This is a genomic window from Streptomyces synnematoformans, assembly GCF_039531005.1.
GTDB classification, from domain to species: Bacteria; Actinomycetota; Actinomycetes; order Streptomycetales; family Streptomycetaceae; genus Streptomyces; species Streptomyces synnematoformans.
On sequence record NZ_BAAAPF010000105.1, the window covers coordinates 1 to 21,203 of the forward strand.

23 protein-coding genes are annotated in these 21,203 nt (G+C 74.9%); 6 read left to right on the plus strand and 17 right to left on the minus strand.

The window, feature by feature from the left end; translation table 11 throughout:
* From ABD317_RS17135 to ABD317_RS17165, 7 genes are all read right to left on the minus strand, one after another.
* Nucleotides 1–603, minus strand: a 603-nt coding sequence (locus ABD317_RS17135; protein WP_344290838.1) for an RraA family protein, incomplete at its 3' end; no start/stop codon positions are given.
* A gap of 151 nt (nt 604–754) precedes the next feature.
* Nucleotides 755–3,298, minus strand: coding sequence for an ABC transporter permease (locus tag ABD317_RS17140; RefSeq protein WP_344290839.1), 2,544 nt, complete (start codon nt 3,296–3,298; stop codon nt 755–757).
* Nucleotides 3,295–4,176: an ABC transporter ATP-binding protein gene (locus ABD317_RS17145; RefSeq protein WP_344290840.1), complete on the minus strand. Its 882-nt coding sequence runs from the start codon at nt 4,174–4,176 to the stop codon at nt 3,295–3,297. The genes ABD317_RS17140 and ABD317_RS17145 overlap by 4 nt, the downstream gene beginning before the upstream one ends.
* A gap of 161 nt (nt 4,177–4,337) precedes the next feature.
* Nucleotides 4,338–5,009 carry a response regulator gene (locus ABD317_RS17150; RefSeq protein WP_027753088.1) on the minus strand — a complete coding sequence of 224 codons (672 nt, stop codon included), beginning with the start codon at nt 5,007–5,009 and terminating at the stop codon, nt 4,338–4,340.
* Nucleotides 5,006–6,232: a sensor histidine kinase gene (locus ABD317_RS17155; RefSeq protein ID WP_344290841.1), complete on the minus strand. Its 1,227-nt coding sequence runs from the start codon at nt 6,230–6,232 to the stop codon at nt 5,006–5,008. The genes ABD317_RS17150 and ABD317_RS17155 overlap by 4 nt, the downstream gene beginning before the upstream one ends.
* A 53-nt stretch (nt 6,233–6,285) precedes the next feature.
* Complete coding sequence (locus ABD317_RS17160) at nt 6,286–7,122, minus strand: SAM-dependent methyltransferase (protein WP_344290842.1); 837 nt, start codon at nt 7,120–7,122, stop codon at nt 6,286–6,288.
* Between the two features lie 127 nt (nt 7,123–7,249).
* Nucleotides 7,250–8,011, minus strand: coding sequence for an SDR family oxidoreductase (locus ABD317_RS17165; RefSeq protein ID WP_344290843.1), 762 nt, complete (start codon nt 8,009–8,011; stop codon nt 7,250–7,252).
* A gap of 87 nt (nt 8,012–8,098) precedes the next feature.
* On the opposite strand from ABD317_RS17165, the gene ABD317_RS17170 reads away from it, so the two are divergent.
* Complete coding sequence (locus ABD317_RS17170; protein ID WP_344290844.1) at nt 8,099–8,446, plus strand: MerR family transcriptional regulator; 348 nt, start codon at nt 8,099–8,101, stop codon at nt 8,444–8,446.
* Between the two features lie 40 nt (nt 8,447–8,486).
* Here ABD317_RS17170 and ABD317_RS17175 read toward each other — a convergent pair whose 3' ends face one another.
* The gene (locus ABD317_RS17175; protein ID WP_344290845.1) at nt 8,487–9,170 is read right to left on the minus strand and encodes a TetR/AcrR family transcriptional regulator; all 684 of its coding nucleotides are present in this window, start codon (nt 9,168–9,170) and stop codon (nt 8,487–8,489) included.
* Between the two features lie 79 nt (nt 9,171–9,249).
* Between ABD317_RS17175 and ABD317_RS17180 the strand changes: the two genes are divergently transcribed.
* Nucleotides 9,250–10,137: an MBL fold metallo-hydrolase gene (locus ABD317_RS17180; RefSeq protein WP_344290846.1), complete on the plus strand. Its 888-nt coding sequence runs from the start codon at nt 9,250–9,252 to the stop codon at nt 10,135–10,137.
* Here ABD317_RS17180 and ABD317_RS17185 read toward each other — a convergent pair.
* Together ABD317_RS17185 and ABD317_RS17190 are read right to left on the minus strand one after the other, a co-directional pair.
* Nucleotides 10,116–10,352: a 4-oxalocrotonate tautomerase family protein gene (locus ABD317_RS17185; protein WP_344290847.1), complete on the minus strand. Its 237-nt coding sequence runs from the start codon at nt 10,350–10,352 to the stop codon at nt 10,116–10,118. The genes ABD317_RS17180 and ABD317_RS17185 overlap by 22 nt on opposite strands.
* Before the next feature lie 32 nt (nt 10,353–10,384).
* On the minus strand, nt 10,385–11,152 hold the full coding sequence (locus ABD317_RS17190; RefSeq protein WP_344290848.1) for an SDR family oxidoreductase: 768 nt from the start codon (nt 11,150–11,152) through the stop codon (nt 10,385–10,387).
* A 172-nt stretch (nt 11,153–11,324) separates the two neighbouring features.
* On the opposite strand from ABD317_RS17190, the gene ABD317_RS17195 reads away from it, so the two are divergent.
* Nucleotides 11,325–12,188, plus strand: coding sequence for a helix-turn-helix transcriptional regulator (locus ABD317_RS17195; protein ID WP_344290849.1), 864 nt, complete (start codon nt 11,325–11,327; stop codon nt 12,186–12,188).
* Here ABD317_RS17195 and ABD317_RS17200 read toward each other — a convergent pair.
* The 6 genes from ABD317_RS17200 to ABD317_RS17225 form a co-directional block, all read right to left on the minus strand.
* Nucleotides 12,185–13,489 carry an MFS transporter gene (locus ABD317_RS17200; protein WP_344290850.1) on the minus strand — a complete coding sequence of 435 codons (1,305 nt, stop codon included), beginning with the start codon at nt 13,487–13,489 and terminating at the stop codon, nt 12,185–12,187. The two genes, ABD317_RS17195 and ABD317_RS17200, sit on opposite strands and share 4 nt — an antisense overlap.
* Nucleotides 13,486–13,974 carry a MarR family winged helix-turn-helix transcriptional regulator gene (locus tag ABD317_RS17205; RefSeq protein ID WP_344290851.1) on the minus strand — a complete coding sequence of 163 codons (489 nt, stop codon included), beginning with the start codon at nt 13,972–13,974 and terminating at the stop codon, nt 13,486–13,488. The genes ABD317_RS17200 and ABD317_RS17205 overlap by 4 nt, the downstream gene beginning before the upstream one ends.
* Nucleotides 13,975–14,036: 62 nt before the next feature.
* Nucleotides 14,037–14,645, minus strand: a complete 609-nt coding sequence (gene vanX / locus ABD317_RS17210) for a D-Ala-D-Ala dipeptidase VanX (protein WP_344290852.1) — start codon at nt 14,643–14,645, stop codon at nt 14,037–14,039.
* On the minus strand, nt 14,642–15,682 hold the full coding sequence (gene vanA, locus ABD317_RS17215) for a D-alanine--(R)-lactate ligase (protein WP_344290853.1): 1,041 nt from the start codon (nt 15,680–15,682) through the stop codon (nt 14,642–14,644). The genes vanX and vanA overlap by 4 nt, the downstream gene beginning before the upstream one ends.
* Entirely contained in the window at nt 15,675–16,646 is a 972-nt protein-coding gene (locus ABD317_RS17220; protein ID WP_344290854.1) for a D-isomer specific 2-hydroxyacid dehydrogenase family protein, read from the minus strand. Before ABD317_RS17220 ends, vanA begins: the two co-directional genes overlap by 8 nt.
* A complete protein-coding gene (locus ABD317_RS17225; RefSeq protein ID WP_486389015.1) occupies nt 16,643–17,797 on the minus strand; it encodes a lipid II:glycine glycyltransferase FemX in 1,155 nt (384 codons plus the stop codon). The genes ABD317_RS17220 and ABD317_RS17225 overlap by 4 nt, the downstream gene beginning before the upstream one ends.
* 147 nt (nt 17,798–17,944) lie before the next feature.
* Between ABD317_RS17225 and ABD317_RS17230 the strand changes: the two genes are divergently transcribed.
* Nucleotides 17,945–18,640: a response regulator transcription factor gene (locus tag ABD317_RS17230; RefSeq protein WP_344290856.1), complete on the plus strand. Its 696-nt coding sequence runs from the start codon at nt 17,945–17,947 to the stop codon at nt 18,638–18,640.
* Nucleotides 18,633–19,724, plus strand: a complete 1,092-nt coding sequence (locus ABD317_RS17235; protein ID WP_344290857.1) for a sensor histidine kinase — start codon at nt 18,633–18,635, stop codon at nt 19,722–19,724. Before ABD317_RS17230 ends, ABD317_RS17235 begins: the two co-directional genes overlap by 8 nt.
* A gap of 102 nt (nt 19,725–19,826) precedes the next feature.
* Here ABD317_RS17235 and ABD317_RS17240 read toward each other — a convergent pair whose 3' ends face one another.
* Nucleotides 19,827–20,618 carry an SDR family oxidoreductase gene (locus ABD317_RS17240; RefSeq protein WP_344290858.1) on the minus strand — a complete coding sequence of 264 codons (792 nt, stop codon included), beginning with the start codon at nt 20,616–20,618 and terminating at the stop codon, nt 19,827–19,829.
* A 104-nt stretch (nt 20,619–20,722) separates the two neighbouring features.
* Here ABD317_RS17240 and ABD317_RS17245 point away from each other — a divergent pair.
* Nucleotides 20,723–21,203 (plus strand): sigma-70 family RNA polymerase sigma factor (locus ABD317_RS17245; protein ID WP_344290859.1); only part of this gene is annotated, 481 nt, incomplete at its 3' end.

Below are 21,203 nucleotides of genomic sequence, written 5' to 3' on the forward strand. Positions count from 1 at the left end.
CTCCTCCCGCTCGGCGATCCCGTCGACGGCGCCCGCGACCTCGTGCGCGCGGCGCCGCGGTACGACGACGACGCCGTCGGCGTCGCCGACGAGCACGTCGCCCGCCGCCACGACCACGCCGCCGACCGCCACCGGGGCGCCGACGGCGCCGGGCCCGTCCTTGAACGGGCCGGCGGGGGTGACGGCGCGTGCGTAGACGGTCAGGCCCATCGCGGACAGCGCCCGGACGTCGCGCACCGCGCCGTCGACCACCGCGCCGGTGAGCCCGGCGTTCACCATGATCTCGCCGATGAGGTCGCCGACCAGCGCGCGGGTGGTGTCCCCGTGCCCGTTGACGACCAGGACGTCGCCCGGCCGGGCCTCGTCGAGCGCCCGGTGGACGGCGAGGTTGTCACCGGAGCGCACGTCGACCGTGAGCGCGTTGCCCAGGAGCGCGGCGCGCTCGGTGACCAGCCGGATGCCGCCGTCCATGACGGTCATGCGCTGCAGCGCGTCGCCGACGTTGGCGGCCGGCACCTCGCCCAGGCGGCTGGTCTCCGCCGCCCGGGCGCGTTCCCAGCCCGGAGCGACGGACACGCTGTCCGCCGCCGCAGCAATGAACACAATGGGTCTCCGTTCTTAAATAAGATACTAATCTCAGTTAGAGGGACCATAGCCGCTCGGGCGGCCGGAGACAACGGTCCGAGCGGCCGGGCCGCCGGGGGGCGGTGGCGGCCCGCCGCCGGCCACCGCCCCTCCCCGCGGCGTCCCCGCCCTACGACCACCGGCGCAGCGCCGCCCGCGCCGGGAGGGTGACCGCGAGCAGGACCAGCCCGCCCGCGGCGGCCACGAAGGACCCGTACACCAGCGGCGGCACGTACGGCCCCTGGCCGGTGAGGCCGTTCATCATCGGGATCAGCGTGACCGCGGCGATCGCGGAGCCGAGGACCACGCCCACCGCGGAGACCAGCGCGCCCTCCCAGCGGAGCATCGCCATGACCTGCCGCCGGGTGGAGCCGACGAGGCGCAGCGTGCCCAGCTCGCGGCGGCGGTCGAGGACCGTCATCACCAGGGTGTTGACGGCGGCGACGGCGGCGAAGCCGCCGAGTACCGCGGCCATGGTGTTGTTGGACCAGGCGCCCAGCTTCGCGTCGAGGCTCTTCTCGGTGGCGTAGCCGGCGGCGTCGGTGACCTCGCCCAGGCCGGCGAGGGACGCCGCGTCCCCGCCCCGCACCAGCAGCGTGCTGTCGAAGCCCGAGGTCACGTGCCCGTCCAGGGACTCCCGGTCCATGGTCACCGTGCCCAGGCCGAGGCCGTTGCCGTAGACCGCGACGACCTCGGGGCCGGCCTTCGTGCCGTCGGGCAGGTACAGCGGCAGCCGGTCGCCGACGCCGACGTCCGCCGAGGACGCCAGGGTCTTGTCGACGGCGATCCGGCCCGCGCCGAGCCGGTCGAGGCTGCCCTCGCGCACGTCCAGGTCCTGCACCCGCGCCAACTCGTCGGCGGAGCCCGTGACCCCCTGGGTGGCCGCGCCCAGCAGTGACGTGAACTCGCCGGAGCCGACCGGCACCAGCACCCGGGTGTTCAGCACCCCGACGGCGGTGTCCACGCCCGGCGCGCGGGCGGCCTCGGCCCGCGCGTCCAGCGGGAGCCCGCCCGGGTCCGTGACCACGTGGTCCGCGGTGACGCCCGCCCGCAGCTGCTCGTCGGCGGCGTGGTTCTCGCTCGTGTTCATGAAGACGAGCGTCGAGGCGAACGCCATGGCGAGCGCGATCGGGGTGATCGCGGATGCGAGACGGCGGGCGTTGGTACGGGAGTTGGCGGCGGCCAGCCCGGCGGCCGGGCCCGCGCCGCGCAGCGGGAGCCCGAAGAGGCGCGCGAACAGCCGCGCCAGCAGCGGGCCGAGCAGCCCGACGGCGAGCATGAAGCTCATGACGACGCCGAGGGCGGCGCCGGCCGCGTCGTCCCCCGTGGAGCTGGCGGCGACCCCGGTGAGGGTCGCGCCGCCGGCGACGGCCGCGAGGCCCAGGACCGTACGGACCACGCCGGGCCGCGTCCGCTCCATCGACGCCTCGGTGAGCGCCTGCCCCGGCTTGATCTTCGCGGGCCGCCGCCCGGCCGCCCAGCCGGCGCCGAGCGCGCTGAGCAGCCCGACCCCCACGGCGGCGAGCAGCGGGAGCCCCGAGACGTGCAGGTCGGCCGCCTCCGGGACCGCGCCGCGGTCCTGCAGTTGCCCGAACCACCAGTGCGCGAGCCCGATGCCGGGCAGGGTGCCGAGTATCCCGGCGAGCGGCGCGACGACCAGCGCCTCGGAGGCGACCGCGCGGCGGATCTGCCCGGGAGCGGCGCCGACGGCGCGCAGGAGCGCGAACTCGCGGGCCCGCTGGGAGACGGACAGGGCCACGGTCCCGGCCGCGGTGAAGACCGCGACGATGGCGGCGACGCCGCCGAAGGGGCCGCCGATGCCGAAGAGGATGTCCTTGCCGTAGGCGAGCCCCGGGTCCTCGACGGCGCCGCGGTCGTCGCCGGTGTGCACCTGGACGTCCGAGCCGGCCAGGGCCTTCTGTACGGAGTCGGCGAGGGCGCCGGCGTCGGTGCCGGGCTTCGCCAGCACGGCGACGGCGTCCGCCTTGCCGGGGTGCCCGGCGAGCGCGGGGGCCTGGGAGTCGGCGAACCAGGCGAGGGAGCCGGCCCCGCCGGAGCCCCCGCCGTCCCCGCCGGAGTCCCCGCCGTCCCCTCCGGCGGCGCGGGCGGTGTCCGCGGCTCCCGCCTCGGCGATGCCGGCGACGCGGAAGTCCTGCTGCCCGGCGGCGGTCTGCACCGCGACGGTGTCGCCGACGCCGGCCTCCGCGGCGCGGGCCGCGCCCGCGTCGAGCACGACCTCGCCGGTGCGGGGCGCGTTCCCGGACGTCAGCTCCGTGCCGGTGAAGGCGTGCGAGCCCCAGCCGTGCGCGGTGAGGGGGGCGTCCCCGGCCCGTACCGGGAAGGTGAAGTCCGCCACCGCCGCCGCCGCGCCCGGCGCCGCGGCGGCCTTCGCCGCCAGCCCGGCGTCCACGCGGGCCGTGTCCGGCAGCGGGACCGGCTCCTTCTCGCGGTCCTCGCCGCTGCCGGTGACCACGTACTCGTACTGGTCGGCCGCCGCGACGACCGGCGCCTTCGCGTACCGCTCCGCCGGCACCGACGCGCGCAGCCCGGTCTCCAGCAGGATGCCGCAGGCCGCGACGATCAGCGCCGACATCATCAGCACGACGAAGGTCCCCGCGAACGACGCGGGCTTGAAGCGCACCGCCGCGCGGGCGAGGCCGTTGGGGCGCCTCATGCCGGCACCCCCGTCAGCTCCTCGTCGCGGGCGGACCGGGCCGTACGGGCGGTACGGGCGGTGCGGGCGGTACGGGACGTGAGCCCCGCCATCCGCGCCGCGATCTGCTCCGCGGAGCCGCCGGCCAGCCGGTCGGCGAAGACGCCGTCCGCCAGGAACAGCACCTGGTCCGCCCAGGCGGCGGCGGCCGGGTCGTGCGTGACCATGACGACGGTGGCGTCGAGGACGTCGACGGCGTGCCGCAGCAGGCCGAGGACCTCGGCGGCGGTGCCGGTGTCGAGGGCGCCGGTGGGCTCGTCGGCGAAGATCACGTCGGGGCTGGTGACCAGGGCGCGGGCGATGGCCACGCGCTGCTGCTGCCCGCCGGACAGCTCGCCCGGCCGGCGCCGCGCCTTGTCGGCGAGCCCGACCTGCGCGAGCACCGCGTCCGCCGCGCCGCGCCGCCGGTGCCGCCCGGCCAGGCGCATGGGCAGCAGCACGTTCTGCTCCACCGTCAGCGACGGCAGCAGGTTGAACGCCTGGAAGACGAAGCCCAGGCGGCTGCGGCGCAGCTCGGTGAGCTGGTTCTCGCCCATCCCGGTGATCTCCGTACCGCCGAGGCGCACGGATCCGGCCGACGGCCGGTCGAGGCCGGCGGCGCACTGCAGGAAGGTGGACTTGCCGGACCCCGACGGGCCCATGACCGCGGTGAACGTACCGCGCGGCAGCGCCAGGTCGACGCCCGCGAGGGCGTGTACGGCGCCGCTGCCGCGGCCGTACCGCCGCCGGACGCCGCGCAGCTCCACGGCGAGACCGGGGGTGGCTGCCGGGGCCTCCGGTCCGCCGCCGGCCGCCGGCCGGTGGTCCGCCTTGCGCCTCTTGCCGCCACGTAGCCTCATGATCCGCCCTTTCGTCATCTCTTCGTGCTGACGGGTGAAGAGTGCGCGGACGGCTGCCCGCCGGGCGTCATACCCGGGAGCCGAGTGCGAGGTGCTACCGCGGTAGGGGGTGGTGGAGGGGCAGGCCCCACCCGGCGGCGGGGGCTGGGACCCCGGCGGGGCTACTCGCCCGGGGCGACCAGCCCCGACTCGTACGCGATCACGACCGCCTGGGCGCGGTCGCGCAGGTCCAGCTTGGTCAGGACGCGGCTGACGTGCGTCTTCACCGTCTGCTCCGCCAGCACCAGCGTCTCCGCGATCTCCGCGTTGGACCGGCCGCGGGCCACCAGGGTGAGGACCTCGGTCTCGCGTTCCGTCAGGGCCTTGAGCCGCTGCGCCGGCCTGCCGCGACCGGCGGGGCGCTGCCGGGCGAAGTCCGCGATGAGGCGCCGGGTCACGGAGGGGGCGAGCAGCGCGTCGCCCGAGGCCACGACCCGTACCGCCGCGATCAGGTCGGCCGGCGGCGCGTCCTTCAGCAGGAAGCCGCTCGCGCCCGCCCGCAGCGCCTCGTAGACGTAGTCGTCGACGTCGAACGTGGTGAGCATCAGGACCCGCGGCCGGTGCTCCCCCGCCGGCCGCGAGAGGATGCGGCGCGCGGCCTCCAGGCCGTCCATCTCCGGCATGCGGACGTCCATGAGCACGATGTCGGGGTGGGTGCGCCGGCTCAGCTCGACGCCCTGCGCACCGTCGGGGGCCTCGCCCACCACGTCGATGTCGCTCTGGGCGGCCAGCAGCGCGGCGAAGCCGGCCCGCACCATGGCCTGGTCGTCGACGATGATGACGCGCGTGGTCACGTGAGGTCCTTCTCTCCCAGGGGTAGGTGGGCGGCCACCCGGAAGCCGCCGTCCGGCAGCGGCCCCGCGTCGAAGGTGCCGCCGACGAGCCGCACCCGCTCGCGCATGCCGACGAGGCCGTGCCCGGTGCCGCTCTGCTCCAGCGGCGCGGCGGGCAGCTCCGGGGGCGGCCCGTTGACGACGAGGACGGCGAGCCGGTTCCCGCCCTCCGGCACCGACAGCGACACCCGCGTCGTGGCGCCCGGCGCGTGCCGTACGACGTTCGCGAGGGCCTCCTGGACGATGCGGTACGCGGACAAGCCCACCGCCTCCGGCACGTCGGCGTCGCACGGGGTGAACTCCACCGGGCCGCCGGCCCGCGCCGTCGCCTCCACCAGCTGCCCGATCTGCGTCAGGCCCGGCTGGGGCGCGAACTCGCCGTGCGTCTCCTCGTTGCGCAGCACGCCGAGAAGCCGCCGCATCTCGCCGAGCGACTCGCGTGCGGTCGCCGCGATGGACGTGAACTCCCCCCGCACGTCCGGCGGCAGCCCGTCGAGGCGGTACTCGGCGGTGTCCGCCTGCACCGTGATGACGGACATGTGGTGCGCCACCACGTCGTGCAGCTCTCGTGCGATACGGGCGCGTTCCTCCAGCAGCGTCCGCCGGCCGCGTTCGGCCTCGCTGATCGTCTCCTGCTCGGCCAGCCGGCGCTGTACCTCGGACCGCTCCCGCAGCACCCCGGTGAGCAGCAGGGTCACCCCGCTGAGGATCATCAGCAGGGCGCTTCGGTCGTTCCCCCGGTCGGGCGCGACGAACAGGAGCCCGGCGTTCGCCGCCGCGGTCGCCAGCCAGACCAGCAGCAGCGTCCGGCGCGACTCGCGCAGGCCGAGGGCGAGGCAGAGGCCGATGTACCCCACTATCTCCATCGGGGGGAACGGCCACTCGTGCCGCTGCTCGTAGTCGGTGGTGAGCAGCGCGAGCGCCCCGGCGACGTCCGCGGCGAAGATCACGTACCAGGCCTGCAGCGGCCGGGTGACGGCGAGCAGCAGCGGTGCGGACTGCGCGACGGCCAGCACGCTCGCGACGCCGCCGTGCAGGCCGTAGTCGACGGTGAGCACCTGGATGGTGGTGGGCAGGAGGGCGACGCACAGGACGAACGCCAGGCCCCACGGCAGCAGCCGCACCCACCGGCGCGAAGCCCCCGCGAGCAGCGCGCGCGGGCGCTCCTGCTCCACTGACGTCATGGGCACAGCCTAAGCGCGGCCGGACGGCGCCGGCGGGGGCTCCGGGGTCCGGCTCAGCCGTCGTGGAGGCGGCCCACGCCGCCGTAGAGCCACACCTCGTCGAGCAGCCGCGGCGGGACGGGCCCGTCCGGATGCCAGCGGGGCAGCTGGACGACGCCGGGCTCGACGACGTCGAAGCCGTCGAAGAACGCCGTCACCCGGTCCAGGGGGCGCGGCACCATCAGCGCCGCGGCGCGCCGCTCGCCGTACACGGCGGCGGCGTTCGCGGCCCTCTCGGGCTGGATGTCGTTGGTGGTGTGGGACAGGGCCAGGTAGCTGCCCGGCGGGAGGGCGTCGCGGAGGGCGGCGACGATGCCGCCGGGGTCCTCCTCGTCGCGTACGAAGTGGAGGATCGCGGAGAGCATCAGGGCCACGGGCCGGTCCCGGTCCAGGGTGCTCCACAGCTCGGGGGCCGTGAGGATCTCGTCCGGCCGGCGCACGTCGGCCTGGACGTACGCGGTGCGGCCCTGGGGGGTGCTGCTCAGAAGGGCGCGGGCGTGGGCGAGGACGACGGGGTCGTTGTCGGCGTAGACGACCCGGCAGTCGGGGCTGGCCTCCTGGGCGACCTCGTGGAGGTTGGGCGAGGTGGGGATGCCGGTGCCGATGTCCAGGAACTGGCGTACGCCGCGGCCGGCGAGGTAGCGGACCGCGCGGCGCATCCAGGCGCGGTTCGCGCGGGCGGACTCCCTGACCTGGGGTGCGCGCCGGATGGTCTCCTCGGCGGCGGCGCGGTCGGCGGTGTAGTGGTCCTTGCCGCCCAGGAGGTAGTCGTAGATCCGCGCGGGGTGCGGCACCTGCGGGTCGACGGAGGACTGCGGCGGCGGCCCGCCTAAGGAGGGCTGGTCTGTCACGGGCGTCCCCTTCCGCCGGCTGTCGCCCGGCGCACATCGGGCATCTCGACGTGCCCAAGATAGAGCCGCGGGACCGCCGGCCACCATGCGGCCGGCGGTCCCGGCCCGCTCCGGGCGGGCCGGCCGGTCAGACGATGCCGGCGCGGATCTCGTCGTACAGCCGCGCGGGGTCGTCGGCCAGCGACTTCTTGACGTGCGCGCTCCAGTCGTCGGCGATCACCTCGGCCGCGCCCGCCTCGACGCCGTCGAGGCCGGCGCGGGCCACGGCGGCCGGGTCGCCCTTGGGGCCGTCGTAGGCGGCGCTGAAGTCGGTGTCGACGGCGCCGAGGTGGAGGCCGGTCACGAGGGTGCCCTGCGCGGCGAGTTCCATGCGCACGCCGTTGGTCAGTGCCCACTGGGCCGCCTTGGACGCGTGGTAGCCGTTCGTGCCCGGGTACGCGAACCAGGACTGCGCGGACAGCACGTTGAGGAGCGCGCCGCCCCCGTGCGCGGCGAGCGCCGGGGCGAAGGCCCGTACGACGTTCAGCGTGCCCCAGAAGTTGGTCTCCATCTCCGCGCGTACGGCGGACAGGTCACCGGTGACGAGGTCGGTCCAGTGGCTGACGCCCGCGTTGTTCACCACGAGTGTCACGTCGCCCGCCGCCTCGGCCGCGGCCCGCACCTCGTCGGCGTCCGTGACGTCCAGCCGCAGCGGTACGGCGCCGGGCAGGTCGGCCGACTCCGGCCGGCGGGCGGCCGCGTAGACGCGGGCCGCGCCGCGGTCGAGGAGCTGGCGGGCGAAGAGGCGGCCGAGCCCTCGGTTGGCGCCGGTCACGAGCGCGACCGCGCCGTCGATGCGGAGGCCGGGGGACGGGTGGGCGGTGGTCGGTTCGGTGTTCGGTGTGCTCATGCGGGTAACGTAAGACCTACCGTTGACGTCAGGGTCAAGTCCGGCGTCCGGCGTCCGGCGTCCGGATACGGCGGAAGGAGTGCGTCCATGCGCATCGGAGAGGTCGCCCGGCGCTCGGGGGTGAGCGTGCGCGCGCTGCGCTACTACGAGGAGCAGGGGCTCCTCACCCCCGGCCGCAGCCCCGGCGGCCAGCGCGAGTACCCCGAGGACGCCGTCGACCGGGTCCGCTTCTTCCAGCAGCTCTACGCGGCGGGCCTGCCCAGCCGCCGTATCGCCGAGCTGCTCCCGTGCATCGACACGGGGACGACGACCGTCGAGCAGCGGGCGATGCTCGACGCCGAGCGGGAGCGCATCAGGAAGCAGATCGACGGGTACACGGCCGCGCTGGTCCGGCTCGACGAGTTGGTCGAGGCCGCCGCCGCCCGCCGGGCCTGACCCACGGCACGCCCACGCCTCGCGCCCCACGCCTCCCGCCTCACGCCTCGCCGCGCCCGCGCTCCCGCGCACGGGCGGCGCGGCGCTCGGTGTGGGTGGAGCGGGCGGCGGGCCAGGTGCCGGGGGGTGCGGTCTCCCGGGTGAGGCCGGTGAGCACGGCCTGCACGACGCGCTCGGTCTGCAGGTCGGCGGCCTGCGGGGGGTCGAGGGCCATCAGGCCGTCGGTGAGCAGCGTGGCCACCCCGTGGACCGCCGCCCAGACGGCGAACTCCGCCGCCGGGCGGGCCGCGGCGCTCAGCTCGCCCGCCTCGGCGAGCCGGTCGAGTTCGGCGTCGATGACGTCGTGCGGGTGCGGGTGGACCGCGGTGCCGGGGTCGCGGGCGGCGGCGCCGAAGGCGAGGCGGGCGACCGCCGGGTCGTCCAGGGCCCAGCGGACGTACGCGCGGCAGGCCGCGACGAGGCGCCGGCGGGCGTCGTCCCGCCAGGCCGCGGCGTCCGCCTCGGCCATGCGCTCGCCGAGCCGGGCGAGGACGCGTACGGACAGGGCGCGCACCAGCGCGTCGCGGGAGGAGAAGTGGTGGTACGCCGCGCTCGGGCTGACGCCGACGCGCGCCGACGCCTCCCGCAGCGACCAGCCCGCGGGGCCGCGCTCGCGGACCAGCTCCTCGGCGGCGTCCAGCAGCGCACCGCGCAAGTCCCCGTGGTGGTAGCGCCTCTTGCCCATGGGGACCGATCTTAACAGTGTTCAGATGCGTGGTACGGTCGACGCAGGATCTCAACGCTGTTCAGATTGGAGTGCGGGCATGGACCCCAGCAGCGCACAGCCGCCCGTCGTACGCGGCGAGCCGGTCGAAGTCGCCGAGGGCGTCCACGTGATCCCGGACGGGCGCGTGGAGCTGGTGCCGAACGTCGGCATCGTCGTCGGCGACCAGGCCGCGCTGGTCGTCGACACCGGCATGGGGCCGCGCAACGGCGCGTACGTCCTCGAACAGGCCCGCCGCCTCGCCGTCGGCCGGCGCCTGTACCTGACCGTCACCCACTTCCACCCCGAGCACGGCTACGGCGCCCAGCCCTTCGAGGGCGTCGCGACGATCGTCTACAACCGGGCGCAGCGCGACGAGCTGCGGCGCAAGGGCACCGCGTACCTCGACATGTTCCGGGGCCTCGGCCCGGCCGTCGCCGCCGAACTCCGCGGCGTCGAACTCGTCGCCCCCGACCTGGTCTACGACGGCCGGGCCGAGATCGACCTCGGCGGCCGCACCGCGGTCCTCCGCCCCGTCGGCCCGGCGCACACCGTCGGCGACCAGGTCGTGCTCGTCGACGACCGGGTGCTCTTCGGCGGCGACCTCCTCGAAACCCGGATCTTCCCGATCACGCCCTACTTCCCCCCGCACGACACCGACGTCGACCCCCGCCGCTGGATCGACGTCCTCGACGGGCTCGCCGCGCTCGCCCCCGAGATCGTCGTCCCCGGCCACGGCGAGGTCGCCGACGCCGGCCTGATCCACGACGTCCGGGACTACCTGACGTACGTCCGTACCGAGGCGGACCGCCTCAGGGCCGCCGGAGTCTCCGCCGACGACGCGGCCGCCGCGATCGACCGCTCCGCGCGCACCCGCTGGCCCGCGTGGGAGCGGCCCGAGTGGATCACCTCGGCGGCCCGCGCCTTCTACGCGGGAGCCGACGGCTGAGCCCCGTCCGGGGACTGCCGGAGCAGGGCCGCGGTCAGGACGGTGCCGGCGACGCCCCAGCCGCCGTCGGCGACCTCCTCGACCAGGACCACGGTGGTGGCGCGGGCGCGTTCGCCGTACAGCTCGGCGTACAGGTCGGTGGTGCGGGCGACGAGCGTCTCCTTCTGCTGCGCGTCCAGAGTTCCGGCAGGGATCTTGAAGTTCGCGAACGGCATGGTGGTGCTCCTTCGGTGGGTTGTTCGGCTTGTCAGACGATGCCGCCGTTGGCGCGGAGGACCTGGCCGTTGACCCAGTGCCCCGCCGGGGACACCAGGAAGGCGACGACCTCGGCGACGTCGGCCGGCGTGCCGAGCCGCTCCAGCGGCGGCTGGGCGGCCAGCCGGGCGACGGTCTCCTCGTCCTTTCCCTCGAAGAACAGGTCGGTGGCGGTGGGGCCGGGGGCCACGGCGTTGACGGTGACGTCCCGGCCGCGCAGCTCGCGCGCGAGGATCATTGTCAGGGCCTCGACGGCGCCCTTGCTCGCGCTGTACGCGCCGTAGCGGGGCAGCGCCATGCCGACGACCGACGTGGAGAAGGTGACGAGCGCGCCGCCGCCGCGGACGCGCCGCGCGGCCTGCTGGGCGACGACGAAGGTGCCGCGGATGTTCGTCCGGTGCAGCGCGTCCAGCTCCGCCAGGTCGAGCTCGGCGACCGGCGCCAGCGCCAGCCGGCCGGCCGCGTGGACGACGGCGTCGACGCCGCCGAACTCGGTCTCCGCGGTGTCGAACAGCGCCGCGACCTGCTCTTCCTCGGCGACGTCGGCCCGCACGGGGACCGCCGTGCCGCCGGCGGCGACGGCGTCCTTGACGGCGGCCTCGGCCAGTTCGCGGTTGCCGGCGTAGCCGACCACGACGGCGTAGCCGTCGGCGGCGAGGCGGCGTACGGTCTCGCGGCCGATGCCGCGGGAGCCGCCCGTGACGACGGCGACGCGGGGGCGGCCGCCGGGGGCCGCCGGGGGTGGTGCGTGGGAAGGCATGCGTTGCCCTGCTCTCCTGGTCGTGGGTGGTGAACCGGTCGCCGGCCGCGGGAGCGGACCGGGCACCGTGGACTCAGCATGCGCCGGTACGACCGCCGCAGCCAGGGCGTTCTTCACCCTGGGGTCGCCGACCCCTGGCTCGCGTTCCCCGCGGCGCGCGACCATGGGGTACGTGAACCACTCCGCACTCGCCGCGTTCCTCAGGTCCCGGCGCGACCGCATCCGCCCCGCCGACGTCGGCCTGCCCACCGGCCCCCGCCGCCGGGTGCCCGGGCTGCGCCGCGAGGAGGTCGCCCAGCTGGCCGGGCTGTCCGCGGACTACTACACCGAGCTGGAGGGCAGCCGCGGCGCCCAGCCCTCCGCCCAGGTCCTGGCGGCGCTGGCCCGGGCGCTGCGGCTGACCGGCGACGAACGCGACCACCTGTTCCACCTCGCCGACCGCCCCCTCCCCCCGGCCGCGCACGGCCCCACCGCACACGTCCAGCCCGGCCTCCTCGGCCTGCTGGACCAGCTCACCGCCACCCCCGCCCAGGTCATCACCGACCTGCACGAGGTCCTCGTCCAGAACCCCCTGGCCGTCGCCCTCGTCGGCCGCCCCCCGGCACAGCGCGGCCCCCGCGCGAGCCTTGCCTACCGCTGGTTCACCGACCCCGCCTCCCGCACCCTGTACCCGCCCGAGGACCACGCGCACCACTCCCGGGTCCTCGTGGCCGACCTGCAGGCGGTCGCCGCGAAGCGCGGCGGCGACCCCGAGGTCACCGCGATGGTCACCGCCCTGCGCCGGCTCAGCCCGGAGTTCGCCGCCCTGTGGGACACCCACGACGTCGCCCTGCGCCGCACCGACCACAAGCGCATCGCCCACCCGGCGCTGGGCGTCATCGAACTGGACTGCCACAGCCTGTTCAGCGAGGACGGCCGCCAGCGCCTGCTGTGGTTCGACGCCCCGCCCGACACGGAGGCCGCGGAACAACTGCGCCTGCTGTCGGTCATAGGCACCCAGGACATGACCCCCACCCGCCCGCCCGCGGGAGGCTAGGAACCGGGCGGCGCGGGGGAGACCGGCTGGGTGCTGGGCGCGGGGGTGTCCGGGGCCGGGGTTTTCGGGGTGGGGGTGCGGTAGGTGCGGAGGGGGGCGTTGGCGGCGGCTACGGCGGCTATCGCCGCCAGGGCGGTGAGGCCGCCGGTGACCAGGGAGAAGGTGGCCGAGGTGGCGGAGGCCACGAGGCCGCCGCGGAAGTTGCCCAGCTCCGGGCCCGCCACCCCGATGACGTGTTCCACCGAGGAGACCCGGCCCCGGTAGGCGTCCGGGGTCTCCAGTTGGACCAGGGCGCTGCGGGTGACGACGGAGACGGTGTCGGCGGCGCCCGCGGCGGTGAGGCAGGCGAGGGCCAGCCAGAGGGGGCCCGCCAGGCCGAAGCAGGCGAGGGCCACGCCCCAGACGGCGGCCGCGGTCAGCTGGACCAGGCCGCCGCGGCGGATGCGGGTGACCGTGCCGGAGAGCAGGCCGGCCGTGATGCCGCCGGCCGCGACGGCCGAGAGGAACAGGCCGAGGGTCCGCGGGTTGCCGTCGAAGTGGACCTCGTTGACCAGGGGGAAGAGCGCGATCGGCATCGCGAGGAGGGTCGCGGACAGGTCGGTGGCCAGCGAGCCCCACAGCGTCTTGCGGTGCAGCACGATGCGCCAGCCGCCGCGTTCGGCCCGGCGGCGCCCGCCGCCCGGGGCGCGGGTGCCTTCGGGGCGCATCGCGGGGAGGCGGAGGACCGCGGCCAGGGCGACGGCGATGGCCGCGGCCTGGGTGGCGTACGCGGCGGGGTAGGACCAGCGGGCGATGATCAGCCCGGCGGCCGCGGGCCCGGCGAGCATGGCCGCCTGGAAGGAGACGTTGTTCAGCGCGAGGCCGGCGGCGACCTGGTCGGGCGGCAGCAGGCGGACGGGGAAGGTGCGGCGGGCGGGGGCGCCGAGGGCGGCGCAGGCGGTGGCGACGGCGACCAGGGCCAGCAGGAGGAGTACGTTCCGGTTGCCCGCGAGCGCCTGGGCGCACAGCGCCGCCGCGGCCAGCAGCTGGCCGGCGGTGGTGGCCCGTACCAGGGCGCGGCGGTCCACGGTGTCGGCCAGGGCGCCGCCGAGCAGGCCGAACACGACCATCGGCAGGCCGGTGGCCAGCCCGATGGCGCCGGTGCCGACGGGGCTGCCCGTGAGGTCCCAGACCTGGGCGAGTACGGCGACGTTCGCTATCTGGGCGCCGGCCTGGGACGCCGACGTGCCGATCCACAGGGCGCGGAACGGCGGGCTGCTGCGGAGCGGGCGGGTGTCGAGGAAGCGGACGCGGCGCTTCATCGGGGTGGCTCGGCGAGGTTGTCCTCGATGCGCCGGCGCATCGACCGGCTCTCCAGGGCGCGGCGCACGTCCTCGACCACCGCGGTCATCGCGTACGGCAGCTCGCCGTCCAGCTCGGCGACGGCCTCGTGGGTGGCGCGCCACTCCGCCTCCAGGAACGGCACCAGCGCCCGGGCGCGCGCGGTCAGGTCGATCCGCCGGGTGCGGGCGTCGGGGCCCGGCTCGGAGGTGACCAGGTCCTCCCTGCGCATCGCGGCGACGGTCTGGCTGACCGCGGAGTGCGAGCGGTGCAGGGACTCCGCCAGCTCGCGGATGGTCAGCGGCCCGGTGTGGGCGAGGCGGATCAGCGGGTACGCGAAGCGGGGGCGTACGCCCTCGATGCCGCGGTCGGCGTAGACCCGCTCGATCTCGGCGTCGAGGGAGGCCAGCAGCGCGTGCAGGTCCTGCCAGGGGTCGGGCAGCTTGGTGGGGTCCGGAGATGTCACAGCGCTAATATAACAGTGCTGTGACACCCCCGCGCCCTGCGTACACGCCGCTCGCGGGTGCGCTACCCGACGGGAAAGTCGAAGTAGGTGTCCGGGTACGGTTCGTCTCTCAGCGTGTAGTGCCACCACTCGCTCTCGTACGGGCTGAAGCCGCAGTCCTCCATGAGGGAGCGCAGGAACTCACGGTTGCGCGCCTCGGCGTACCCGATCCCCGTCGCGCCGTGGTGGGAGAGGGAGTCCATCAGGTCGTGACCGCCGCCCATGGCGGCGAGTTCGCCGGTGTCCAGGCGGTACAGCGCCAGGTCCACGGTGCTGCCCCGGCTGTGGCCCGACCTGGCGGCCACGTACCCCAGCTCGAACATGGCGGACCTGTCGATGTGCGGATAGTGCCGCGGCTTCGTCCGGCCGTCCTCGGGCTGTTGCGACCAGCGTACGAAGCAGTCCACGGCGCGCTGCGGGCGGTAGCCGTCCCAGAGCAGCAGACCGAAGCCGCGGGAGCCGGCCTTCTGCCGTACCTCGTCCAGCGCCGCGCACAGGGCCCTCGTGCCGACGATGCGGTTCGCCAGGTAGCCGTCCACCGGTTTGCCGGTGAAGTTGTCCCAGGTGGCGTACTTGGCGTCCCAGCGGATTCCGGGGACCAGTTCGTCCACGAAGGCGAAGTCCGCGTTCACCGCAGCTTTCCCGTCAGGGCCAGCGACACCAGCCGGTCGAGCACCTCGCCGAGCGGCAGGTCGGCGGCCGCCATCATGCGCGGATAACGGCTGTACGAGGTCATGCCGGGAAAGGTGTTGACCTCGTTGAGTACGACGTCGCCGCCCTCCGTGAGGAACATGTCCACCCGCGAAAGACCCCGGCAGCCCAGGGCGCGGTAGACGGCCTTCGCCTTCTCCTGGACGAGCGCCCGCGACGCTTCCGGAATGTCGGCGGGGACGACGGCCACGGAGTTGTCGGAGCCGGTTTCGGGGCGGTCCTCCTGGTGGATCCTGAAGAAGCCGTGGGAGAGCGCGATGTGGTCCACCTCGCCCGCGATCAGATCCAGCTCGTCCCCGAGGAGGGCGCAGCCGATCTCGCGGCCGGCGACGGCCTCTTCGATCAGCACCTTCGTGTCGTACTGCCGCGCGGTTGCCACCGCGCCCGGCAGTTCCTCCTTCCGGGAGACCCGGCTGACGCCGAAGGACGATCCTGAACGGGCCGGTTTCACGAAGACGGGATAGGCGATGCGGTCGGGATCGATGTCCTCGTCCGCCGTGACGGTCCAGAATTCCGGCGTGGTGATTCCCGCGCCGCGGGCGACGAGATAGGCGAGGGACTTGTCCATGCACAGCGCGGAACTCTGGATGCCGCAGCCGACGTACGGGATGCCGGAGAGTTCGAGGAGGCCCTGTATCGCGCCGTCCTCGCCGAGCCGGCCGTGCAGCACCGGCAGGACGACGTCCAGGGGGACCGTCTCGTACCGCCCCCGGTCCAGGACGAGCAGGCCGCGGGCGCTCCGGTCCGGCGACAGCACGGCCGGCCGGCCGCCGCCCCCCTCCCAGTCCGTGTCGGGCCCGTCGCAGAGCCTCCAGTCGCCGCTCCGGGTGATCCCGACATAGCACGGCTCGTACTTCTCGGCGTCGAGACTCCGCGCGACCTCCCGCGCGGACTTGACGGAGACGGGGTGTTCCTCGGAGGAGCCGCCGAATATGATGCCGATCTTCACCTTAGCCATGCAGAGTCCTTCTCTCGTGTTCCATGCAGTTGCGGACGGAGTTCTCGACCATGTCGCTCAGGGCGTGGTCCGTGTGGTACGCGGTGTGCGGGGTGATGAGCACGTTCGGCATCTCCTGCAGCCGCAGCAGCGCTTTGCTCCCGATGCGCGTGTTGCGGCAGTCGGTGTAGAAGATTCCTTCCTCCCCTTCGAGGACATCCAGCGCCGCACCGCCTAGCCGGCCGCTTTCCAGCGCGGAAACGAGGGCCTCGGTGTCGATCAGGGAACCCCGCCCGGTGTTGACGAGGAAAGCGCCGTGCTTCATCTGCTCGATCCGCCGCGAGTCGATGAGATGGTGCGTGTCCGCGGTCAGCGGTGCGTGCAGCGTCACGATGTCGCTTCGCCGCAGCAGTTCGTCGAGGGAGACGTAGTCGGCGGCCGTCCCGGGGCGGCGGTCGCAGGCGAGTGTGCGGCCGCCGAAACCCCGCAGCCTTTCCACGACCGCCGTGCCGATGCGCCCTGTCCCGACGACGCCGGTGGTCAGGTCGCGCAGTTCCCTCCCGCGCACCTCGTTCAGGCGGTAGTCGTGGCGGTCCGAGCGGCGGACGGTGGCTTTCGCGTTCCGTACCGCCATCAGCATCAGCATGAGCGTGTAGTCGGCCACGCTGTCGGGCGAGTAGGCGACGTTCCCGACGGAGATGCCGACGCTTTCCGCGTATTCCACGTCGATGTGGTTGCAGCCGATGCTCCGGGTGGAGAGGTACGTGACGCCGGCCCGGCTGAGGGCGAGGAGCGCGGGACCGGTTATCCGGGTCTTGTGGTCGACGCTGACGCACCGGTTTCCGGAGGCCAGTTCCGCGTTCGCCTCGGACAGTGCCGCATCCGTGAGGGTGGGGGTGATGCCGAAGCGGGGTGCCAGCTCCCGGAACAGGGCGGCCTCCTCCCGCCCGCATCCGTAGACGGTGATGCCCGTCGCCCGGCTCATCGCGCACGCCGCTTCATGTAGAGGTCGAAGGTCCGGTAGACCACCGGCCGCAGCGGCAGGTCCCATTCGCCGGCGTACCGCACCGCCCGGCCGCCGGTGCCGGCCTTGAACCGGACCAGCCCGACGTGCGGGTCGGCGGCGTCGAGGGTGGGGGTGATGCCGCGCAGGTCGTAGCGGTCGCAGCCGGCCGCCAGCGCGTCCCGGATCATCGCCCACTGGCAGGCGTGCGAACCGCGCACCTCGCGCTTGCGGGTCGAGGAGGCGCCGTAGGCGTACACCGCGTGGGTGCCGACGCGGACCAGCAGGGCGGCGGCGACCAGGTCGCCGCGGTGGCGGGCCAGGTAGAGCCTGATCCGCTCGGGGTCCTCCGCGTTCAGCGCCGCGACCATGGTCTCGAAGTAGCGCAGCGGCCGGGGCGTGAAGCGGTCGCGCTCGGCGGTGTGGACGTACAGGTCGTGGAACGCCTCCAGGTCCGCGACGTCCGCACCGACCGCGACCTCGACGCCCTCCCCGGCCGCCTTCCTGATGTTGCGGCGCCACTGCTGGTTCATGCCCCTGAGCAGGTCGTCCTCGGTCCTGCCGGCCAGCGGAAGCTCGTACTTGAACTGCGGGTGCCCGACCCCGAAGCCGTCCTCCGGGCTCTGCGGCAGCCAGCCGGCGCGCCTGAGCCGGCCGGTCACGCGGGCGCCGACCGGGTCGGTCCACGGGCCGGGCACCTCGGTGAGCCGTCGCGCGCCGGGGTCGGCGATGCCCTGCTTGACCTGGGCGGCGCTCCAGGTGTGCGTGCACACCGGCGGGCCCAGCCGGATCGCGAACGCGCCGCGGGCCCGGAGATGGGCGGCCAGCGGGTCGAGCCACGCGTCGATCTCGCCGGTCCAGTCGATGACCGGGCCCTCGGGCAGATAGGCCAGCGTGAAGCGCTTCAGCCGCGGCACCGGCCGGTGCAGGACGAGCCCGGCGCCGACCAGCTCCCGGCCGTCGTACCAGCCGAGGGACTCACCGCGCCACTCGGTCTTGACACCGCCCCACGCCGGGGTCTGCAGGAAGCTGACCGACGGCTGCGCCCGGACGAACGCCAGGTGCGCGGCGGCGCTGATCGGCTCGACGGTCAGGTTCCGGCCCGGGGGCCCGGCCACCGGGAGGTGCGTGATTCCGCTCACCGGTCCGCCGTCGCTGAGTCGGCGTTCCCGGGCTGCTTCGCTGGAGGACATGCCGCCAGTCAAGGCAGGGCGGTGTTGCCGGCGCGTATGCGGATTTCGATACGCCGACGATATCCGCCGACTCGTAGCATGAACGGCATGCGCGTGTTGATCGTCGAGGACGAGCCGTATATGGCGGAGGCCATTCGCGACGGCCTCCGCCTGGAAGCGGTCGCCGCCGACATCGCGGGCGACGGCGCCACCGCGCTGGAAATGCTGAGCGTCAACACGTACGACATCGCCGTCCTCGACCGCGACATCCCCGGGCCCTCCGGCGACGAGATCGCCACCCGCATCGTCGCCTCCGGCAGCGGCATGCCGATCCTCATGCTCACCGCGGCCGACCGGCTCGACGACAAGGCGTCCGGCTTCGAACTCGGCGCCGACGACTACCTCACCAAGCCCTTCGAGCTGCAGGAACTCGTCCTCCGGCTGCGGGCGCTCGACCGCAGGCGGGGCCACACCAGGCCGCCGGTGCGTGAGATCGCGGGCCTGCGCCTGGACCCGTTCCGCCGCGAGGTCTACCGGGACGGCCGCTACGTGGCGCTCACCCGCAAGCAGTTCGCGGTGCTCGAAGTCCTCGTCGCCGCGGAAGGCGGCGTCGTCAGCGCCGAGGAACTCCTGGAGCGGGCGTGGGACGCCAACGCCGACCCGTTCACCAACGCCGTCCGGATCACCGTCTCCGCCCTGCGCAAACGCCTCGGCGAACCCTGGATCATCGCCACCGTGCTCGGCGTCGGCTACCGCATCGACATCCCGCCCGGCACCGGGCCCGGGGGCGCGGGCCGTGCGTAGGCGGCCGGGGCTGAGCGTCCGGCTCAAGCTCACGCTCAGCTACACCGGGTTCCTCCTGCTCGCCGGCGCCCTGGTGCTCGCCGCCGTGGGTTACTTCCTCCTGCGGCAGGGGTGGCTGCAGACCAACTCGGAGGGGGCGTGGCGGGCGACTCCGGGCACCAGCTTCGTGCTCGGGTTCGCCCCGACGGCCGCCGCGGTCATGCTGTTCCTGCTGGTGTTCGGCCTGGTCGGCGGGTGGTTCCTGGCCGGCCGGATGCTCGCCCCGGTGAACCGCATCACCGACGCCACCCGCACGGCCGCGAACGGATCGCTCTCCCACCGGATCCGGCTGCCGGGCCGCCAGGACGAGTTCCGCGAACTCGCCGACGCCTTCGACACCATGCTCGCCCGGCTCGAAGCGCACGTCGCCGAGCAGCGGAGATTCGCCGCGAACGCCTCGCACGAGCTGCGCACGCCGCTGGCGATCTCGAAGTCGCTGCTCGACGTGGCCCACAGCGACCCCACGCACGACCCCGGCGAACTCGTCGACCGGCTGCGCGCCGTCAACACCCGGGCCATCGACCTCACCGAGGCGCTGCTCCTGCTCAGCCGCGCCGACCAGCAGTCCTTCACCGGAGAGCACGTCGACCTGTCCCTGCTGGCGGAGGAAGCCGCCGAAACGCTTCTGCCCCTCGCCGAGAAGCACGGCGTCACCCTGGAGACCGGCGGCGACGTCACCCCCGCGGTCGGCTCCCCGGCGCTCCTGCTGCAGCTGACGACGAACCTCGTGCACAACGCGATCGTCCACAACCTGCCCGGCACCGGCGCCGTGCGGGTGGGCACCGCCCTCCGCGCCGGGACCGCCGTGCTCACCGTCGAGAACACCGGCGAGCCGGTCGCCCCGGAGCGGGTCGCGACCCTCACCGAGCCGTTCCAGCGCGGCACCGAGCGCGTCCGCACCGACCACGCGGGCGTCGGCCTCGGCCTGGCGATCGTCAAGACCATCACCCACGCCCACGGCGGCACGCTGACCCTCACCCCGCGCGCCGCGGGCGGGCTCCGCATCACGGTGGAACTGCCCGCGGCGGCACCCCCGCGGTGGTGACCGGGGGCCGCCCAGCCCCGGCCGCCCAGTCCCGGCCGCCCAGCCCCGACCGCCCAGCCCCGGCCGCCCGGGCCCGTAGCCACGCCCGTCAGACCAGCGCTGTCAGACCAGCGCCGCCTGCCCGGCGAGGAAGTCCTCCCACGTCTGCCGCCCCACCGCGTGCTCCGGCGCCAGGTTGGCCCCCGCGCGGAACGCCGCGGCGGCCCTGCCGGGCAGCCGCACCGGCACGACCGGGCGGCGGCGGCCCGTCGCCTCCAGGTAGCCGCGCAGGACGTCCCGCATCTCGTACGTGCGCGGGCCGCCCATCTCCGCCGCGAGCCCCGCCGGTCCGGCCAGCGCCAGTTCCGCCAGCCGGCCGGCCACCTCCGCGGCGGCGACCGGCTGGATGCGGAAGCCGGCCGGCGCCGGCAGCACCGGCAGGCGGGCCATGGCCCGCGCTGTCGTCAGCGTCAGCTCGTGGAACTGGGTGGCGCGCAGCGTCGTCCACGGCAGGCCGGACTCGGCGACGATGCGCTCGGCGGCGCGCTTGGCGGCGACGTAGCCGAACATGGCGCGGTCGAGCCCGCTGACGACCGGGGTGCGATCGGCGCCGACGACGGAGATGGAGACGAGGTGCGGGCGCCCGGCGGCGGTGGCGGCGTCGACGAGGTGCCGGGTCTTCACGTCGTCGCCCTTGGCGCTGCCCGCGCAGTGGACGATGACGTCCGCGCCGGCGACGGCCGCCGCGGTGCCCGCCCCGGTGGCGAGGTCGCCGGTGACGTACTCGACGCCGTCGGCGGACTCGTGGGTCTGCCGGCTCAGCACCCTGACGTCGGCGCCCGCGGCCCGCAGCAGCGGTGCGACGAGCCGGCCCAGCGTCCCGGTGCCGCCGGTGAGCAGAACGGTCGATGTCATGGTCACTCCAGGTGTTTCTCGGTCGGGCAGCGTGCCCCGGCTCCCCACCCGCAGGTCGGATGGGGTGTACTGCAGGGACCCCGCGCGCGTGAGGGATGTGACGGATGGACGGGCAGAATCTGCTGGCGGAGCGGTTCGAGGCCGAACGGGGCCGGCTGCGGGCAGTCGCGTACCGGATGCTGGGCTCGGCCGCCGAGGCCGACGACGCCGTGCAGGAGACCTGGCTGCGGCTGAGCCGCTCCGACGCCGACGCGATCGGGGACCTGACGGCGTGGCTCGTCACCGTGGTCTCGCGGATCTGCCTGAACATGCTGCGGTCGCGCGCGCACCGGCGGGAGGAGCCGCTGGAGGCGCGCACGCCGGCGTACGGGGACGGGGGCACCGGCGCCGGAGCCGCGGGCGGCGGCGCGGAACCCGAGGAGGAGGCGCTCCTCGCCGACTCCGTGGGCGTGGCGCTGCTCGTCGTGCTGGACAGGCTGGCGCCGGCCGAGCGGCTGGCGTTCGTCCTGCACGACATGTTCGCCGTGCCCTTCGACGAGATCGGACCCCTGGTGGAGCGGACCCCCGCCGCCGCCCGGCACCTCG

What these genes read in the sequence shown, in the direction of transcription:
- ABD317_RS17175 (WP_344290845.1), bottom strand. Translation starts at nt 9,170, where the DNA reads ATGGGCAAGAGGCGCTACCACCACGGGGACTTGCGCGGTGCGCTGCTG.
- ABD317_RS17145 (WP_344290840.1), bottom strand. Translation starts at nt 4,176, where the DNA reads ATGAGGCTACGTGGCGGCAAGAGGCGCAAGGCGGACCACCGGCCGGCG.
- ABD317_RS17190 (WP_344290848.1), bottom strand. Translation starts at nt 11,152, where the DNA reads ATGCCTTCCCACGCACCACCCCCGGCGGCCCCCGGCGGCCGCCCCCGC.
- ABD317_RS17230 (WP_344290856.1), top strand. Translation starts at nt 17,945, where the DNA reads ATGCGCGTGTTGATCGTCGAGGACGAGCCGTATATGGCGGAGGCCATT.
- ABD317_RS17240 (WP_344290858.1), bottom strand. Translation starts at nt 20,618, where the DNA reads ATGACATCGACCGTTCTGCTCACCGGCGGCACCGGGACGCTGGGCCGG.
- ABD317_RS17220 (WP_344290854.1), bottom strand. Translation starts at nt 16,646, where the DNA reads ATGAGCCGGGCGACGGGCATCACCGTCTACGGATGCGGGCGGGAGGAG.
- ABD317_RS17165 (WP_344290843.1), bottom strand. Translation starts at nt 8,011, where the DNA reads ATGAGCACACCGAACACCGAACCGACCACCGCCCACCCGTCCCCCGGC.
- ABD317_RS17200 (WP_344290850.1), bottom strand. Translation starts at nt 13,489, where the DNA reads ATGAAGCGCCGCGTCCGCTTCCTCGACACCCGCCCGCTCCGCAGCAGC.
- ABD317_RS17185 (WP_344290847.1), bottom strand. Translation starts at nt 10,352, where the DNA reads ATGCCGTTCGCGAACTTCAAGATCCCTGCCGGAACTCTGGACGCGCAG.
- ABD317_RS17140 (WP_344290839.1), bottom strand. Translation starts at nt 3,298, where the DNA reads ATGAGGCGCCCCAACGGCCTCGCCCGCGCGGCGGTGCGCTTCAAGCCC.
- ABD317_RS17180 (WP_344290846.1), top strand. Translation starts at nt 9,250, where the DNA reads ATGGACCCCAGCAGCGCACAGCCGCCCGTCGTACGCGGCGAGCCGGTC.
- vanA (WP_344290853.1), bottom strand. Translation starts at nt 15,682, where the DNA reads ATGGCTAAGGTGAAGATCGGCATCATATTCGGCGGCTCCTCCGAGGAA.
- ABD317_RS17170 (WP_344290844.1), top strand. Translation starts at nt 8,099, where the DNA reads ATGCGCATCGGAGAGGTCGCCCGGCGCTCGGGGGTGAGCGTGCGCGCG.
- ABD317_RS17155 (WP_344290841.1), bottom strand. Translation starts at nt 6,232, where the DNA reads ATGACGTCAGTGGAGCAGGAGCGCCCGCGCGCGCTGCTCGCGGGGGCT.